The following is a 14336-nucleotide window of genomic DNA, read 5'->3' on the forward strand; positions in this document are numbered from 1 at the left end:
CACGAGCGTGGAGGGGTGGGGGAACTTGCCGTAGAACAGGTTGACCATCTCCCGGCCGAGCCGGGTCATCTGGATGGCCTCGAGATAGATCTTGCCGGTCAGGGGCGCCATCGCGTCCATGATGTCTTTGATCGTCTCGTAACCGTGCAGGCCCGAGTGCGGCGCAAGCGTCGTCTCGGCCTTGCGGACGATCTCGGGGTTGGTGACCTCCACGAGCGGGGTCGAGTAGTCCGGACCCGACAGCAGCCCGAGGTGGATCGGCGCGTCGTAGAGCATCTCGGCGAGCTCGCCGAGGTTGCGCGCGAGAATCCCCATGGGCGGCGGACGCACGCCGAACGCCATGTCCATGCACTGCGCGGACGTGGTCGCGTGCACGCCACCGCACACGCCGCAGGCGCGGGAGGTGAGGTCGATCGAGTCGCGCGGGTCGCGGCCCTCGAGGATGAGCTCGTAGCCGCGGAAGAGCATCGCCATCGAGTGGCACTCGACGGCTTCGCGCTTCTCGAGGTCGAGCTGGACGTGGACCGCGAGCGCGCCGGCCACCCGGGTGATCGGGTCGATCATCCAGTCGCGGACCTTCGGCTCGGTCGCCACGGCGCCACCAGCCACGCGGGCGGTCTTGGTCTTCGTGAAGCCCTTGGGCTTCGCGCCGTCGACCGTCCAGGGGTTGGCCACGCCCTCCTTCAGCTTGGCTCTTCCGAGGTCGTCGAATTCAACGGGCAGGTTCTTGAAGCACATGTGTGGGGCTCCTGGGCTTCGGGGTGGGTGGGACTCAGGTCTTGTTCGCCCGCTGGCGGGCGCGGTAGGCCTTGTAGAACAGCTTCTTGGCACTGCCGGGCTCGGACTTGTAGCGCGCCCAGCCGGAGGGCGCGCCGTCCTCGGTCCAGCGGGTGGTCATGTTCTTGTCTTCCATGGTGATGGCGCGCATCCTGCGGATGGCGCCGCCCACGACCTTGGAGGCGCTGCTCGACACGAACGAGCCCGGGGAGGCCGCGTAGATCGGGGCGAACTTGTCGGGGAAGCCCGGCATCGTGCAACCGATGCAGATGCCGCCCATGTTCATGCAGCCGCCGGTGCCGTTCACGATGCCGCGCTCGGCGATGTTGCACTGCACGACGGGGCCCCAGCAGCCGAGCTCGACGAGGCACTCCTTGTCGCCGTACTCCTCCGCGAACACGCCTTCCTCGTAGTAGCCGGCACGCGGGCAGTGGCGGTGGACGGTCTCGCCGAAGAGCCACGCGGGCCGTCCGAGCTCGTCGAACTCCGGCAGCGGGGCGAGGCCCTGGAGGAAGAGGATGACCGCGGCTGCGGTCTCCATGAAGTTGTCACCAATCGGCGAGCAACCCGGAACGTTCACGACGGGCACGCCGAACGCCGAGCGGTAGTCGCGCCCGAGGAAGTCCATGACGGCCATGGAACCGGTGATGTTGCCCTCGGCGGCGGGGATGCCACCCCAGGTGGCGCAGGTGCCGATCGCCACGACGGCGGCGGCCTTCGGCGCCAGGCGCTTCATCCACTCCGCGGAGGTGATGGGCTGGCCCGTCGCCGGGTCGTCGCCGAGCCCCATGAAGAAGCCGTCGCCCGACTTCGTCTCGTCGAACATGCTCCCCTCCCAGGTGATGACGAAGGGGGCGTCGAGCTCGCCGCGCTCGGCCATGTGCAGGTTCTCGATCCACTCCGCGCCCGACTCGACGGACACGACCGTGTGAATGAGCTCGAGCTTCGGGAGCCCGGGGACGATGCCGTTCAGGAGGTGCTCCACCGGGGGGTTCGTGGCACCGGCCACCGCGATGGTGCACCCGTCACAGGAGCCGCCCACCATCCAGATGAGGTAGAGCTTCTCCAGCGGGCCGAGCCGCATCCGGTTCGGCGGGTCCGTGGAGGGCACCCGGCTCCGCATCGCGATCGGTGCGAACGGGTCGTAGTCCGAGAGCTCTCGGACATCCCGACCCGTCGACGTGCCTGGATGGGGCTGAGCCCCCATGCGTTCAACCATTTGCGCGCCTCTCTCTCAACAGAAGCAGGACGGTGCGGGACGACGTGTAGTTTTCAGGTAGATGACGGTAACAGGTAGTCCGCTGCCGTCAAGGGTCTAGTCATTCTGTCGGGGGTGTCTAGTCAACCTGCCCGCTTGTCGGCTCCCCGTCGCACGGGGTCTTGTCGGGCCTTGGTCTAGTCATCTCCGCTACCACTAGGATACCGTCAGGCTGGTCCGATGCCGGATTTCCCCGGGCCGCGCCCGCCGAGGACCGACGTGATGACCGACCTGCCGCCGCCCTACGGCCGCCCCCGCGGGCCGTCGCTCGCGAGGCCCGAGCTGCTCGCCGCCTTCCTCTCCGGCGCGGACGCGGGCAGCGCTCCCGACGCCCACATCGAGGGGGCGGTGCTCATGAGCGGTCACCAACCCGTGGCCATGCGCATCGTGCGGGCGGTGCTCGTTCGGAGCGCCGAGATGACCGAGGACGCCGACGCCGTGCGCGCCGCGCTCTGCGCCACTCTGCGGCAGGCCGGCGCGGACCTCGTCGAGCAGGATGCGCCTCTGGCCAACCTCGTCGAGATCGAGCTCGTCGGCAGGCGCGCGGATCCCTGGGACCTCTGGGCGCAGGACGCGCAGGAGGGCCGGGCCGAGCTCGCGAGGCGCGCGCTCGGGGACATGCCGGACGCGGTCGGGATCCTCGAGGAGGACAAGGCTCGCCGGCAGGCGCAGTCGGAGATCGACGCCGCGCTGTCCGAGATCGAGCGCGAGCTCTAGCGGTCGCACCCCCAGCGGCGCCCCCCGGACATGCATCGGGGCCGCGCCAGCGGCGCGACCCCGGACGGGGCTCACCGGCCGCCGAGGGCGGCGGCGAGCCCGAGGAGGAACGCGGTCCTAGTACTCCGCCTTCAGCAGGCGCAGGGGGATACCGTCGTGCGTGGGGCAGAAGCCGTCCGACTTCGCCTTCGTCTTGCAGCCGGGCACGGTGCAGACGTAGACGCCGCGGTTCGGCTTCGTGTAGCGCTGCAAGAGACTCACTCGTTCCGACGACTTGGTCCTCATGTAGCCATCCTCCGCACGGTCGCAATCCCTGCCGGGACTTCCGGTCACTACATGATACCTGCACAGAGCGATCCTCATAGACCAACTTCGTGGATTCGCTTTCCCACGCGTGCGTATCCTTGCCGCATGACCCCAGGCAGCGACATCCTCGAGCGCGTGCGGACCGCCCAGGCCGAGCTCGGCACCGGCGACCCCGCGGACGCCCTCGCGCTCGTCGAGCCGCTGCTCGACGAGACGGCGGAGGCCCTGCGAAGCCTCGACTTCGTCGCGCGCTCGCCGGAGGACCGGCGCGCGGTGGTCGAGGCCTTCTGCTACGCGCGCGTGACCGCCATCCTCGCGCTCGAGTCGGTGGGGGCGACCGCGGCGGTGGGGCGCATCCGGGCGCTCGCCGCCGAGGCGCTCGACGTCGCCGCGGAGGGCAACGACGCGTGGAAGGTGCTGTGCGCCGCGGCCGAGATGCTGAGCCGGGCGGGCGACGCCGACGGCGCCGCCTCGTCGGTCATGGCCGCGGCACGCCTCGCGCCGGAGGACGTGGAGTACGTCCGCCAGCTGCGCGGCAGCATCCGGTCGATGTTCCCCGCCGCCTTCGCCGACCGGTAGGCCCGCCCGCTCGCGGGCCCGAGAGGCGCCGGGCGCTGCCCGGTCGGTGTCCCCGACACTGTGTCGGGACCTGCTAACTCGATGTTCCCCGCACTGTGTCCCGCGCTGCTAATTGGACATTCCACGTATTGAGCAAGTCCGGTTTCCGCCCCACCATGCCGGTGAAACCGCCTCGACGTCCGTCGGGGTGACGACAGCGGAAGGACGCACGATGGCGGCTGCGGCGCCCACTCCAACCCGGCCACTGACCACGCGGGAGGGCAGCGCGCGCGCTGGCCGGTCCACGATCCTCCACGACCCCGTGACCCGCGTGGGGGGAGGGCTCGGCGTCCGGGTCGAGACGCAGGGTTCCACGATCACCGACGCGCACGTCTCGGGGACCTCGTTCCGGGGTTACGAGCCGATCCTGCTGGGACGCGACCCCCGCGACTTCCTCCCGCTCATCTCCCGTGCGTGCGGCTGGTGCGGCAGCATCCACCAGACGACCGCGTCGGTGGCCGAGGAGATGGCGTGGGGCCTGAGGCCGCCGCCGATGGCGCTCGCGCTGCGCGGGATCGCTCAGGCTACCGAGGCGATCTGGATCCACGCCGCGCACCTCGCCGTGCGGGCGGGGCCTGACTACTCCGCTCCGGTCGTGCGGAGGACCACCCCGTGGGTGTGGGACCTCGCGAAACGCACCGAGGCGCCCGGGGCGGCGACGCACGGCTACAAGACCATCGCCGAGCTCATGGAGGAGCTGCGCTACTTCGAGGGCAAGTACTGGTGGAACACCATCCCGGCGGGCCGCAAGGTTCTCGAGATGATCAACCTCATGTACGGCAAGTACCCCCACCCGTCGGTGCTGAGCCCCGGCGGCGTCGGCTCCACCCTCACCGTGGGCAACTTCACCTACTACTACACCCGCCTCTACCAGTCGGTGGACTACGTCAAGCAGGTCATCGCCATCTGGGACGACCTCGTCGACTTCCTCTACGCGGCCGACCCGCGATTCGCCGAACAGGGGGAGCGCCCCGCGAGCTTCATCCACGCGGGCGCCTGGGACCACGACGCCGCGAGCGGCTACGACGGCAGCTGGGCCGGGCTGGACAACGACGGTCGCCGGCGCCTCGCTCCGCCGGGGGTCATGCTCGACGGTCGGCTCGCGACCGGTCGGCTGAGCGAGGTGAACGCCGGCGTCGAGGAGTCGGTTGCGCACTCCTTCTACAGCGGCTGGGAGTCGTCGGGGGGCACCGACCCGAGCGGAGGCGCGCTGTCCTCGGGGCATCCGTGGAACAAGACGACCATCGCCGCGCCGGCACCGCGCGACTTCGCCGGCGCCTACTCCTGGTGCACCGCACCGCGCTGGCAGGGCAACGTCGTCGAGAGCACGCCACTCGGCCGTCTGTGGCTCACCGCGCAGCGGACGGACTTCCCGCCGAACGACTACATCGAGCCGACCGGCACGAGTGTCCGGATCCTCGTCCCGGAGAACTTCCTTCCCGAGACCATTGTCGAGTGGCACATCCCCAAGCGCGTCAACACCCTCGAGCGCCTGCGCGCCGACGCCTACGGGGTCGCGTTCTCGGGCCTCTGCGCGGCGCTCTGCGTGCTCGACGGTTTCACGCTCATGCGCCACCGCCGCACCGACGTGTCGCACGGCTTCACCGTCCCGAAGGGCGAGACGGCCGGCGTCGGACTGTTGGACTCCGGGCGTGGCATGAACGCCCACTACCTCCGGACGGACGGCAAGCGCCGGATCAGCACGATGCAGGTCGTCGGCCCGTCCACGTGGAACGCCTCGCCGCGCGACGCCACGGGCCAGCCCGGGCCGCTCGAGGAGGCGCTCATCGGCACGCCGATCATCGAGGAACCCGCAGACGGCCGCCTGACCGGTATCGACGCCATCCGAACCATTCACGGCTTTGATCCGTGTATGCACTGCGGCACGCACTAGTTTCCGCAGGCGGGTGGACCATACGTGAAGTCCACATATACTCGGGACGGAGGAAACCGAGGCGAACGAGCCTGACCGCAAGGAGCGTCGATGAGCACCGGCTGGGTCATCGGCTTCGGGGTGGGCGCGGCGGTGGTGGTGGTCGTCGTCGTGCTGCTCCTGCTCATGATCGCCGGTATGCGCGCCGCGGCCATCCGGGCGGAGTCGATCCTGGCCGCCCTCCACGCCGCTCGGGACAACACCCAGGGACTCTGGGAGATCGAGCGCATCAACACCCTGACCACCCGCATCCTCGTCGCCGCCACCACCGCCCGGCAGGCGCTCGCCCGCCGGGCCGGGTACCGCGTAGGGGAGGTCGGTCAGCGATGACCGACGAGACCCTGTGGTGGACCGCTCTCGGTCTCGGGGCGGTGGTCGCCGTCGTCGCGGTCGCCCTCCTTCAGGTGTTCCTCGGGTACGTCCGCCGGGTCGAACGGGGGGCGGAGGCGATCTGGGAGGCCGGCAAGCAGGTCGCGCGCAACACCTCGACGACGTGGATGCTCGGGCAGACCTCCGAGCGCCTCGACGAGCTCGCCGCCGAGGCGGCGCGCCACGACGCGTTCCTGCGCTCGGTCAAGGGGGCATGAGCCGATGCGTCCCCTGCTCGTCGCCCTGACCGCCGCGGAGATCACCCTCGTCGTCGTCGTGCTCGCCGTGTACCTCCACAAGATCGCGGGATCGCTGCGGGCTACCGCAGGGTTCCTCGGCAAGACGAACTTCGGCGTGCGCGCGATCGAGTCGCAGTGCGCCCCGATCGGGCCGGCGGTCACGAGGATCAACGCGCAGCTGGGCGTCATCTCGTCGGCGCTCGGCGGCCTCGCCGACCTCGCCGAGGGGCTTCCGACCCAGACCAACGGTCGGGACCCCAAGCACACCTCCTCCCGGAGAAGGAGAAAGAGCCGTGGCTGAACTGCAGACCCCGAAGTCGGAGGCGCTGCGCGCCCTGTTCTGGAGGAGCGAGATCCTCCAGGTCATGTACTGGCTGCGGGGGGAGGGCCTCGGTGACGAGATCACCCCGCGGATGATGGAGCGCTTCCTCGGCGTGGGCGCGGAGGTCGGGGTCACCTACCTCAACCGGCTCGTCGAGGAGGGCTACCTCGACCGCACCGAGCGGGGGTTCACCCTGTCTCCCCGCGGTATCGAGGAGGGGGCGGCAGAGTTCGCGTCTTCGTTCGCCGAGCTCACCCGGCCCACCCACGGCGAGTGCAGCGCCGACTGCTGGTGCCACAACTCGCCGGAGGAGGCGGACGCCTGTGCCGCCGAGCGCGGCGCTCACAGCCACTCCCACGATCACGACCACGACCACGACCACTGAGCCGCTGCGTCGCAGCGGCCCTGGAAGCCGAGCCGGACCCCGGGGAGCCCACCATGTCCACCTCACGCATAGACGACGCGCCGGGCGGCTTGCCCCGCAACTACCTGCGGCCCTGCCTGCTCCTCCTCCTCGGTGAGGGAGCCTCGCACGGCTACGAGCTGCTCGAGCAGGTGGGCGTCCTCGGGCTCGAGAAGGCCGACCCGGGTGGTCTCTACCGCACTCTGCGGGCCATGGAGCAGGAAGAGCTCGTGCGCTCGTGGTGGGAGCACTCCGAGTCGGGTCCCGCGCGGCGGACGTACGACCTCACGGAGGAGGGGCGTGACTGGCTCCACGCCTGGGCTGGATCCCTGCGTGAGGTGCACCGGCTGCTCGGGCTCTACCTCGACCGCTACGAGGCCCTGGTCGAGGGCTCGCACTCGACCCTCACGTCATGAGGATCGCGCTCGCCGGCAAGGGCGGTGCCGGCAAGACGACGACGTCGGCGACGCTGGCACGGCTTCTCGCCCTGGGCGGGACGCCCGTCGTCGCCATCGACGCCGACAGCAACCCCAACCTCTCCTTCGCCCTCGGCGTCCCGCGGGAGGAGGCGACGCAGGCCAGGGGCCTGCCGACCTCGCTCGTCTCCCGCCGCCTCGGTGGCCCGGGCCTGACCCAGTCGCTCGACACCGCCCTGGACCGGCACGCGATCGTCGCGCCCGACGGGGTCCGCGTCCTGCTCATGGGGATGCCCGCGCACGCGGAGGAGGGATGCCTCTGCTCGGCGCACGCGACGGTCAGCGCGGTCCTCGAGGACCTCGGAACCCGGCAGGAGGTGGTGACGATCATGGACATGGAAGCGTCACCGGAGCACCTGAGCCGGGGCACCGCCCGCCACGTCGATCAGCTGCTGCTCATCACCGAGCCCTACTACCGGTCGCTGGAGACGGCGCGCAGGATGGCGGCCCTCGCCGCGGAGCTGCCGATCTCCCGCGTGGCCGTGGTCGGCAACAAGATCCGCTCTGAGGGCGACGCCGAGGCGATCGGCGCCTTCTCGGAGCGACACGGCCTCGAGGTGGCCGGTTACGTCCCGTGGAGCGACGCCGTGACGGAGGCCGACGCGCAGGGCGTCCCCCTCGTCGAGCGCGACCCCGACGGTCCCGCTGTCCAGGCCATCGCCGAGCTCGCTCGGGGACTCGTCGCGTACCAGTTCCAGACGGCGGGTTAGGGCACCCGCAAACCGGTTAGACTGCGGGCTGCTCCGGGCAGCTCGACCAAAGCGGTTCGCCATGCCGGTTACGCCCGTCAGTGAAGAGCGGCTCCGCGTCGTGGTCACGCGCGAGCGCCGCACGCCTCCGCGACTCTACGAGCGCAATCCCGTCGCGGGGCTCATCGTCGAGAGCATGGCGAAGGCCAGCGACCGCCACGAGCACGCCGTGCGCGATGCCGGGGCCTTCCTGCTGGACCTCCTCCGCGCGAACGAGCCCGAGGCGCCGTGCCTGTCCCTGCCCGTGGCGATGCGGGTCCTCGCCCGCGACGAGGCTCGGCCGATGGACGATGTGTGCTGCTACCTCTCGCGCACCGCACGCCAGGACGTCCTGCTCGGCATCGCCGTGCACGCCCTCGTCGGCGGCTGCGTGGGCCCGCGCCGGCGCCGCCAGGAGCACACCGACGCGCGCCGCGAGGCCGTGATCCGGACCCTCTACCTGCTGCTCCGCATGTTCGAGGCCCAGCAGCAGGTCGACGACCTCCATCACCACTACGCCGCCGACTAGCAGCCCGCCGGCAACCGAGAAGCCCCCCGCATCGGCGGGGGGCTTCTCCGTGGTCTTGCTCAACGATGGTCTTGCTCAACGATGGTCTTGCTCAACGGTCCCAGGACCTGGGACCGTCGCAACCTGTTCGCCTACTTCCTGGCGGACCGGAGGGCGAAGCGCTGGAGGGTCTTGCTCACGTTCTGCACCTTGTGCTTGGTGCGGAGGTGGTCAGCGACCTTGCTCAGCAGCTCGTCCTCGCTCGAGGCCTTGAAGTGGCCCTTGCAGGTTGCGCCTGCATCCGTTCAGCGGAACTCGGGCATGTGCTCTGCTCCTCCCTTTGGGACTGCCTGTCTCCAAGTCTTACCCCTTGGCGTCAGCCCTGCACGCCGAGGGTCTGGTCGAGCGCGACGCGGGCCTCCTCCAGGTTGGAGTAGATCTCGCCGATGAGCGGCTCGAGCGGCTCGCCGCCCTGCGCGATCGCGCGGACACCGGCGTTGATCGTGCCGACGGTGAAGTTGACGTGGTTCAGGATGACCGCCACACGGATGAGGTAGGCGGCGAGCACCGCGACGGTGGCGAACACGAGCACCAGGACGAACCAGCCTGCGAGTGGCATGCGATGCTCCTTATCCGAGTTGCTGGAGGGCCGCGCCGTAGCTCTTGACCCCCGCGGCCACCTGTGCGGTCTGGTCGCGGGTCTCTTCGAGCAGGTCGACCCCGTCGAGGGCGGCGATGAGCAGCACGCCGTGCTCGAGCACGTCGTCCGCGTACCGCTTGATCTCCACGATCGGTTCCATGAGGTTGTTCAGCAGGGTGATGACGACCGGGATGACGGCCAGGATGATGATGCCGAGTACCCACAACCACAACATTGTCGCTCCTCCCTACCGCACGGCTTGGGCGTAGCGCTGCACGTTCGACGCGATGCGGGGCAGCATCTGGTTGATCTCCCGCAGCCCCTGGTTCACGCGCTGGACGGGCGGGCCGATCGACAGCACCTGCTCCTCCACGGCGCGCACGCCGAAGGCGACGTTGGCGAGGGTAGCCGAGATCGACTTCAGCCTCGTGGTGATGACGACGAGGTAGATCGCGAGCACGAGGACGAGGAGGACCACCTCGATGAAGGTCAGGACGACGAGCAAACCACTCATACTTGACTCCAGAGCTGATCGTGCCGCTTGATCTCTTCCTTCAGCTTGTCCACGGTGTTGGCCGTGCCCTGCAGCTGCCAGGCCGTCGCGGTGTTCGCCGCGAGCTTCGTCGCCATCTGCCACACGTCGGCGAGACCGCGGTCGATGTCCTGGACGAACCGCAGCAGCAGGGTGAGGAGGGCGATCACGACGGCGATGACGACGGCGCCGATGCCGAGCGCCACCGACCACATCGCGATCTCCTGCGGTGCGTACGCGAGAACCCTCATGCCTGGGCCTCCAGTGCCTCACGGGCTTCCGTCGCGCGCTCGAGGATCGCCTTCGCGGTGGCGTTGACGGAGTCGATGTCCCACAGGGGCAGCGTCGTCTGCCGACCCTGGTCGAGGCCGACGAGGATCTCCTGCGCCTGCTTGGCGATCCGGGCCGCCCGCGACAGGATCGCCGAGACGACGATGACGACGACCCAGACGATGGCGAAACCGATTCCGAGGCCGAGCCACCACCCGAAAAGGTGCGGCTCGCCAGGGGCGTGCTCAGCTAACGTAACGAGCATTCATCACTCCTTACTGTGCCGGAGGTTTGCCCTCCGACTACGATCGACGGATGCGGCGCGTACTCATCTTGTTCGGTGTGGCTTTCGTGGCGGGGCTCGTAGCCGTGGTGGCGGCGACGGCGGGCGAGCGGCTCATCACCGGACCCGACGTCGCCGGGCCCCCGGACACGTCGACGGCGGGAGACGGCGAGGCCTTCGCATCCTTCACGGACGAGCGAACCGGCTTCTCGCTGTCCTACCCGGCGGACTGGCGCAGGGTCCCCGTCGGGAGCCCCGCGGTCCGCCTGCTCGTCGCGCCACCCGACGGCGACGACTCCATCCTCGTCCGGGTCGTCACGCTCGAGGCGGACGTGACCGGCGACGATCTTCCCGCCGTACGGACCTTCACCGACCAGCTCGTCCGCGAGGGCGAGACGGTGGAGGTCCTCGGCGACCCGACACGCGTCGAGATCGGGGGCCTGCCGGGCATCCAGTACCTCTACACCTTCGAGGACGCGGAGTCCGGCCGGCAGGGTGTGCACTCCCACTACTTCCTGTTCGACGGGAGCACGATGTACACGATCGTGCTCCAGGCGCTGCCGGTCGAGCGCTTTGCCGAGCTCGCCCCCGCCTTCCGGGTCGTGATCGACAGCTTCGAGGTGTCGACCTGACCCGGGGCGGGGGCGAGCGGGAGGCACGGTCTGTGGTTCGCTAGCTGACGCAGCCGGAGCCCGAGAGCAGGCCCAGGACCACGACGATCGAGTTGCAGTCGATGGAGGCGGCGTGCCCCAGGATGCTCGGGGTGTTCTCGGTGCCAACCACCTCGATGATGGCGCCCGTGTCGCTCTTGATGCCCTGCCCGAGGGCGATCACTCCGTCGGCGCGGCTGTTGATGTCCGCGACGCCCTGCTGGATCGAGTGGACGACCGGCAGGAGCGTCGAGAACGTCGCGTGGATGCCGTTCACGGACTGCTGGATGGCTGCCTCGGACGTGCCGATCGCCAGCACGTTCGGGTTGATCTGCCCGGCAGCCATCTGGTTGATCTGCCCGGCGGTGTCGAGGATCTGGGTGACGGTGCCGTCGATGCTCCCGGCCGACTCGATCACCTGATCGAGCTGTCCGGACAGGGGCGCCGCCGCGTCGCGGATGGCCGCGGCGCTCGCGTTGATCTCCTGGGTGAGCGCGACGTGCTCGGTGCCGCTGCCGATGTCGGTGACGAGGTTGCGGATCTCGAAGACCCGCTCGTCGATCGACTGCGCAGCGACGAGCGTGCCGGTGAGCATCAGCACCGCGGCGAGCGCCCAGGCGATGACGATCACCAGCGCCGCACCGGCGAGCCCTTGCTCGTCGCTGTACAGCCGCGCGTGAAGTCTCTTCGTGGTCATGGGGCCTCCTAGCACGGACCCGGCGTGGGCAGAGCGGTGCAGATGCTCTCCAGGTGCCGGTCGGTCTGCTGGAGTCGCGGCACGACGGTGCCCGTGTCGCCCTTGACGCCGGTGAGGATCCCGTTGGCGATGTCGACGCGCATCCAGATGTTCTCCGAGGAGAAGCCCGTGCCGGCGGGCATGCCGGTGGACTGCGTCGCCTCGAGGGAGGCCAGGATTTGGTTGGCGAGCGACAGCACGGACCTCAGCGTGTCCGACGTGCCGGTGAGGCCGCCACCGGTCCCGACGAGCGAGCCCGACGTGTTGTTGAGCGACGCGAGCGTGCTCGACAGCGACGCGTCGACCTGCTGGAGCGAGCCGCGGATGGACTGCAGCTCGCTGATGATGGTCTGCGCCTGCCCCGGCACCGGGACGAGCGACTGGTCGATCGCACCGAGCGAGTCGTTCACCGTCGCGATCTGGTCGGGCAGCGGCTGGACGTGCCCGCCGACACCGGTGAGGTCCTCGTCGGCGGTCGCCAGCGCGTTGTCGATGGACACGAGCGCGTTGGTGATGCCGATGAGGAACGCGATGACGACGAGGACGACGAGGAGACCGATGGTCACCCACACCCACAGCCACCGGGTGGTGCCGGCGGTCTCGACCGCTCCGCTCTGCCCCGACGAGACCTGGGATGTGCGGTCGGCGGTCCCGGAGTACCTGCTCTCAAGTTTGGTTGCCATGTTCTTGCCTCCTACCTGCCGCCGCCGGCGCAGACGCCCTGACCGGCCATCGGCCCGAGCAAGAGCTTCGTGTCGATACCGCAGGCAGTGAACTCGATGGACTGCGCGGTCGTGAGGACGTTGCCGGTGTCGTTCTTGATGCCCTGGGCCAACCCGAGCGTGCCGTCGAGGCTGGTGTTGATCTGCACGACGTCGGCGTCGATGCGCCGGGCGACGTCGAGGATGGCCGCAGCGGTCTGGTTGATGCCGACCGCGGTCGCGTCGATGTCCTGCGCGGTCCCGCCGATGCCGCCTGCCGCGGCGGTCTGGTTGATCGTCCCGGCGGACGCCAGGATGCCGCCCGCGGTCGAGTTGATCGAGCTGGCCAGGCCGTCAACTGCCTGGGCGAGCGCGACGATCTCGGCGAGCAGGCCCTCGAGGGGCTGCGCGGTGTTGAGGATCGAGGCCGCGGTCTCGTTCGTGCGGTTCAGCTGCACGATGGAGTCCGTGGCGGTGTTGATCCCCGTTCCGGTGGCGGCGATGTTGTCGGCCTTGGCGTTGATGCTCCGCGCGGTCGACAGCGTCCGCCAGAGGAGCCCTGCGGACACCGCGACGGCGCCGAGGACGACCACCAGGACGAGAACACTCGCGATCTCGACCTGCCCGTGCTGGGCATGCCGCCGTGCTTTACCTGGTCCCTGTCGGGTCATGCCCATCACTGGACCACCTCCTGGTCTGTGGGAATGTCGTGGTGAGGAATGGTGCTCGTCGCAATGTCCTTGAGCTCTCCGGTCAACGCAACCTCCTGGGGGACAGCCGGGCACGACGAGGAGACCGAGCCGGCGAGACCCCACCTCCGCACGAGAGGCGAACCCTCACGCAAACTCCGGGCGCTGCACTGTTATGTGGCCCTCCCCTCGATCGGGCCGGACGTACGTGTACCACACACATAGGACCCCTGACTAGTCCCCGGGCAGCGGAAGGCCAGAAAAGCCCGCCAGGCCCCCCCGAACCCCTGCAGCGGGGTTCAGCCTCAGGGGTTCAGCCCAGGAGGGCGGCCGCCCCTGAGCGGCTCAACCGCTGGTTGGCGAGTCGCAGCGTCCGCGCGGTGTAGGTGACGAGATGGCGCAGGCGGGCGGGCGTGAGCCGTTCGCACATCCAGTCCCAGTGCAGCGACACCCAGTCGCCGGCCGCCGGCTTCGCGACGAAGGCCAGTCCGCGCTCGGCCCGCGTGGCCGTCTCCAGCCGCCGCGGCCCGAGGCTCAGCGACCGGCCGTCCCAGCGCAGGGGCCGGCTGCCCACGACGACCTGGTCCCCGCTCGCCGTCACGACCTGTCCCCAGCGGATGCGGCAGCGGTCGAGGACCTCGAGCGCCTTCTCCCCCTGGACCCCCGCCCCGAGCAGTCCGATCCACGGGTACACGCAGAACACGTGGAAGCTGTGATGGGGCACCCCACCAGCGGGAACGGCCTCGGCCAGGCGGCCCCACGCCTTGCCCGCCGGGCCCCGGAAGCGGCTCTCGAGGGACCGGCCGAACACGCTCATGTCGACCTGGTCGAGCAGCGGGCTGCCCACCCAGTAAGCCTCTCCCACCCGGGGGTCGAGCGGGTCGTCGATCCCCGCAGCCGTGGCGATGAGCTGATAGTAGGGCCACGCGCCGGAGAAGCCCCGGGCGAGCTCGCGCAGGCCGGGGTCGACGGCTCCGGTCGCCCCGTACTCGAGAAGGGCCCGGTGGTCCGCCGGGCCGCAGTAGCCGCGGGCGTTCGGCGGGTAGGCGTACCGGGCGAACAGCAGGGCCCCGGCGTTGCCCGGTGCCGTGGATGTCGGAGCCATGGTGGGACCCATGTTCGTCTCGCCGTCCTCTCCCCGCGACCTCGGGCTGAAAGGAGCCCGAGAAGCCTCCACGTCA

The 14336-nt window shown here is 69.8% G+C and carries 23 protein-coding genes; 11 read left to right on the plus strand and 12 right to left on the minus strand.

What is annotated here, in order from left to right; all coding sequences use genetic code 11:
* Positions 1 to 738, minus strand: a 738-nt coding sequence (locus tag VM324_16845) for a nickel-dependent hydrogenase large subunit (GenBank protein ID HVM00960.1), incomplete at its 3' end; no start/stop codon positions are given.
* 34 nt (positions 739 to 772) lie between these two features.
* Positions 773 to 1888, minus strand: a complete 1116-nt coding sequence (locus VM324_16850) for a hypothetical protein (protein ID HVM00961.1) — start codon at positions 1886 to 1888, stop codon at positions 773 to 775.
* 369 nt (positions 1889 to 2257) lie between these two features.
* On the opposite strand from VM324_16850, the gene VM324_16855 reads away from it, so the two are divergent.
* Positions 2258 to 2752, plus strand: coding sequence for a hypothetical protein (locus VM324_16855; GenBank protein ID HVM00962.1), 495 nt, complete (start codon positions 2258 to 2260; stop codon positions 2750 to 2752).
* Positions 2753 to 2869: 117 nt separating this feature from the next.
* Here VM324_16855 and VM324_16860 read toward each other — a convergent pair whose 3' ends face one another.
* On the minus strand, positions 2870 to 3037 hold the full coding sequence (locus VM324_16860) for a hypothetical protein (GenBank protein HVM00963.1): 168 nt from the start codon (positions 3035 to 3037) through the stop codon (positions 2870 to 2872).
* Between the two features lie 126 nt (positions 3038 to 3163).
* Here VM324_16860 and VM324_16865 point away from each other — a divergent pair, with 126 nt between their 5' ends.
* The 9 genes from VM324_16865 to VM324_16905 all read left to right on the plus strand — a co-directional run bounded on the left by VM324_16865 (position 3164) and on the right by VM324_16905 (position 8675).
* Positions 3164 to 3637 (plus strand): hypothetical protein, encoded by a 474-nt coding sequence (locus VM324_16865; GenBank protein ID HVM00964.1) that lies wholly within the window; start codon positions 3164 to 3166, stop codon positions 3635 to 3637.
* Positions 3638 to 3848: 211 nt separating this feature from the next.
* Positions 3849 to 5570 carry a nickel-dependent hydrogenase large subunit gene (locus VM324_16870; GenBank protein ID HVM00965.1) on the plus strand — a complete coding sequence of 574 codons (1722 nt, stop codon included), beginning with the start codon at positions 3849 to 3851 and terminating at the stop codon, positions 5568 to 5570.
* A 90-nt stretch (positions 5571 to 5660) separates the two neighbouring features.
* Positions 5661 to 5939, plus strand: a complete 279-nt coding sequence (locus tag VM324_16875; protein ID HVM00966.1) for a hypothetical protein — start codon at positions 5661 to 5663, stop codon at positions 5937 to 5939.
* On the plus strand, positions 5936 to 6196 hold the full coding sequence (locus VM324_16880; protein HVM00967.1) for a hypothetical protein: 261 nt from the start codon (positions 5936 to 5938) through the stop codon (positions 6194 to 6196). The genes VM324_16875 and VM324_16880 overlap by 4 nt, the downstream gene beginning before the upstream one ends.
* Positions 6197 to 6200: 4 nt before the next feature.
* A complete protein-coding gene (locus VM324_16885) occupies positions 6201 to 6518 on the plus strand; it encodes a hypothetical protein (GenBank protein ID HVM00968.1) in 318 nt (105 codons plus the stop codon).
* Complete coding sequence (locus tag VM324_16890) at positions 6511 to 6924, plus strand: hypothetical protein (GenBank protein ID HVM00969.1); 414 nt, start codon at positions 6511 to 6513, stop codon at positions 6922 to 6924. The genes VM324_16885 and VM324_16890 overlap by 8 nt, the downstream gene beginning before the upstream one ends.
* Before the next feature lie 53 nt (positions 6925 to 6977).
* Positions 6978 to 7358 carry a helix-turn-helix transcriptional regulator gene (locus VM324_16895; GenBank protein ID HVM00970.1) on the plus strand — a complete coding sequence of 127 codons (381 nt, stop codon included), beginning with the start codon at positions 6978 to 6980 and terminating at the stop codon, positions 7356 to 7358.
* A complete protein-coding gene (locus VM324_16900) occupies positions 7355 to 8128 on the plus strand; it encodes an AAA family ATPase (GenBank protein ID HVM00971.1) in 774 nt (257 codons plus the stop codon). Before VM324_16895 ends, VM324_16900 begins: the two co-directional genes overlap by 4 nt.
* A gap of 61 nt (positions 8129 to 8189) precedes the next feature.
* Positions 8190 to 8675 (plus strand): hypothetical protein, encoded by a 486-nt coding sequence (locus tag VM324_16905; GenBank protein ID HVM00972.1) that lies wholly within the window; start codon positions 8190 to 8192, stop codon positions 8673 to 8675.
* A gap of 355 nt (positions 8676 to 9030) precedes the next feature.
* On the opposite strand, the gene VM324_16910 is transcribed toward VM324_16905, so the two are convergent.
* Genes VM324_16910 through VM324_16930 form a run of 5 tightly spaced genes read right to left on the minus strand, consistent with a single transcriptional unit; the run spans position 9031 to position 10361 of the window.
* The gene (locus VM324_16910; protein ID HVM00973.1) at positions 9031 to 9273 is read right to left on the minus strand and encodes a hypothetical protein; all 243 of its coding nucleotides are present in this window, start codon (positions 9271 to 9273) and stop codon (positions 9031 to 9033) included.
* Positions 9274 to 9283: 10 nt separating this feature from the next.
* The gene (locus tag VM324_16915) at positions 9284 to 9529 is read right to left on the minus strand and encodes a hypothetical protein (protein HVM00974.1); all 246 of its coding nucleotides are present in this window, start codon (positions 9527 to 9529) and stop codon (positions 9284 to 9286) included.
* 12 nt (positions 9530 to 9541) lie between these two features.
* Positions 9542 to 9799 carry a hypothetical protein gene (locus VM324_16920; GenBank protein ID HVM00975.1) on the minus strand — a complete coding sequence of 86 codons (258 nt, stop codon included), beginning with the start codon at positions 9797 to 9799 and terminating at the stop codon, positions 9542 to 9544.
* A gap of 5 nt (positions 9800 to 9804) precedes the next feature.
* Positions 9805 to 10077 (minus strand): hypothetical protein, encoded by a 273-nt coding sequence (locus VM324_16925; protein ID HVM00976.1) that lies wholly within the window; start codon positions 10075 to 10077, stop codon positions 9805 to 9807.
* The gene (locus VM324_16930) at positions 10074 to 10361 is read right to left on the minus strand and encodes a hypothetical protein (protein ID HVM00977.1); all 288 of its coding nucleotides are present in this window, start codon (positions 10359 to 10361) and stop codon (positions 10074 to 10076) included. Before VM324_16930 ends, VM324_16925 begins: the two co-directional genes overlap by 4 nt.
* A 50-nt stretch (positions 10362 to 10411) precedes the next feature.
* Between VM324_16930 and VM324_16935 the strand changes: the two genes are divergently transcribed.
* Positions 10412 to 11011 (plus strand): PsbP-related protein, encoded by a 600-nt coding sequence (locus VM324_16935; GenBank protein ID HVM00978.1) that lies wholly within the window; start codon positions 10412 to 10414, stop codon positions 11009 to 11011.
* 40 nt (positions 11012 to 11051) lie between these two features.
* Here VM324_16935 and VM324_16940 read toward each other — a convergent pair whose 3' ends face one another.
* The 4 genes from VM324_16940 to VM324_16955 all read right to left on the minus strand — a co-directional run bounded on the left by VM324_16940 (position 11052) and on the right by VM324_16955 (position 14260).
* Positions 11052 to 11726: a hypothetical protein gene (locus tag VM324_16940; protein ID HVM00979.1), complete on the minus strand. Its 675-nt coding sequence runs from the start codon at positions 11724 to 11726 to the stop codon at positions 11052 to 11054.
* An 8-nt stretch (positions 11727 to 11734) separates the two neighbouring features.
* Positions 11735 to 12448, minus strand: a complete 714-nt coding sequence (locus VM324_16945; GenBank protein HVM00980.1) for a hypothetical protein — start codon at positions 12446 to 12448, stop codon at positions 11735 to 11737.
* 11 nt (positions 12449 to 12459) lie between these two features.
* Complete coding sequence (locus tag VM324_16950) at positions 12460 to 13143, minus strand: hypothetical protein (protein ID HVM00981.1); 684 nt, start codon at positions 13141 to 13143, stop codon at positions 12460 to 12462.
* Between the two features lie 325 nt (positions 13144 to 13468).
* Complete coding sequence (locus VM324_16955; protein HVM00982.1) at positions 13469 to 14260, minus strand: DUF6390 family protein; 792 nt, start codon at positions 14258 to 14260, stop codon at positions 13469 to 13471.
* Between the last annotated feature and the right edge of the window lie 76 nt (positions 14261 to 14336).

The organism is Egibacteraceae bacterium, assembly GCA_035540635.1.
In the GTDB taxonomy this organism is placed as follows: domain Bacteria; phylum Actinomycetota; class Nitriliruptoria; order Euzebyales; family Egibacteraceae; genus DATLGH01.

Bases quoted from the DNA above. Each gene is read 5' to 3' on its own strand.
- VM324_16895 (HVM00970.1), top strand. From the start codon at position 6,978: ATGTCCACCTCACGCATAGACGACGCGCCGGGCGGCTTGCCCCGCAAC.
- VM324_16940 (HVM00979.1), bottom strand. From the start codon at position 11,726: ATGACCACGAAGAGACTTCACGCGCGGCTGTACAGCGACGAGCAAGGG.
- VM324_16900 (HVM00971.1), top strand. From the start codon at position 7,355: ATGAGGATCGCGCTCGCCGGCAAGGGCGGTGCCGGCAAGACGACGACG.
- VM324_16945 (HVM00980.1), bottom strand. From the start codon at position 12,448: ATGGCAACCAAACTTGAGAGCAGGTACTCCGGGACCGCCGACCGCACA.
- VM324_16870 (HVM00965.1), top strand. From the start codon at position 3,849: ATGGCGGCTGCGGCGCCCACTCCAACCCGGCCACTGACCACGCGGGAG.
- VM324_16865 (HVM00964.1), top strand. From the start codon at position 3,164: ATGACCCCAGGCAGCGACATCCTCGAGCGCGTGCGGACCGCCCAGGCC.
- VM324_16860 (HVM00963.1), bottom strand. From the start codon at position 3,037: ATGAGGACCAAGTCGTCGGAACGAGTGAGTCTCTTGCAGCGCTACACG.
- VM324_16910 (HVM00973.1), bottom strand. From the start codon at position 9,273: ATGCCACTCGCAGGCTGGTTCGTCCTGGTGCTCGTGTTCGCCACCGTC.
- VM324_16875 (HVM00966.1), top strand. From the start codon at position 5,661: ATGAGCACCGGCTGGGTCATCGGCTTCGGGGTGGGCGCGGCGGTGGTG.
- VM324_16885 (HVM00968.1), top strand. From the start codon at position 6,201: ATGCGTCCCCTGCTCGTCGCCCTGACCGCCGCGGAGATCACCCTCGTC.
- VM324_16950 (HVM00981.1), bottom strand. From the start codon at position 13,143: ATGGGCATGACCCGACAGGGACCAGGTAAAGCACGGCGGCATGCCCAG.
- VM324_16925 (HVM00976.1), bottom strand. From the start codon at position 10,077: ATGAGGGTTCTCGCGTACGCACCGCAGGAGATCGCGATGTGGTCGGTG.
- VM324_16935 (HVM00978.1), top strand. From the start codon at position 10,412: ATGCGGCGCGTACTCATCTTGTTCGGTGTGGCTTTCGTGGCGGGGCTC.
- VM324_16915 (HVM00974.1), bottom strand. From the start codon at position 9,529: ATGTTGTGGTTGTGGGTACTCGGCATCATCATCCTGGCCGTCATCCCG.
- VM324_16905 (HVM00972.1), top strand. From the start codon at position 8,190: ATGCCGGTTACGCCCGTCAGTGAAGAGCGGCTCCGCGTCGTGGTCACG.
- VM324_16930 (HVM00977.1), bottom strand. From the start codon at position 10,361: ATGCTCGTTACGTTAGCTGAGCACGCCCCTGGCGAGCCGCACCTTTTC.
- VM324_16855 (HVM00962.1), top strand. From the start codon at position 2,258: ATGACCGACCTGCCGCCGCCCTACGGCCGCCCCCGCGGGCCGTCGCTC.
- VM324_16880 (HVM00967.1), top strand. From the start codon at position 5,936: ATGACCGACGAGACCCTGTGGTGGACCGCTCTCGGTCTCGGGGCGGTG.
- VM324_16955 (HVM00982.1), bottom strand. From the start codon at position 14,260: ATGGCTCCGACATCCACGGCACCGGGCAACGCCGGGGCCCTGCTGTTC.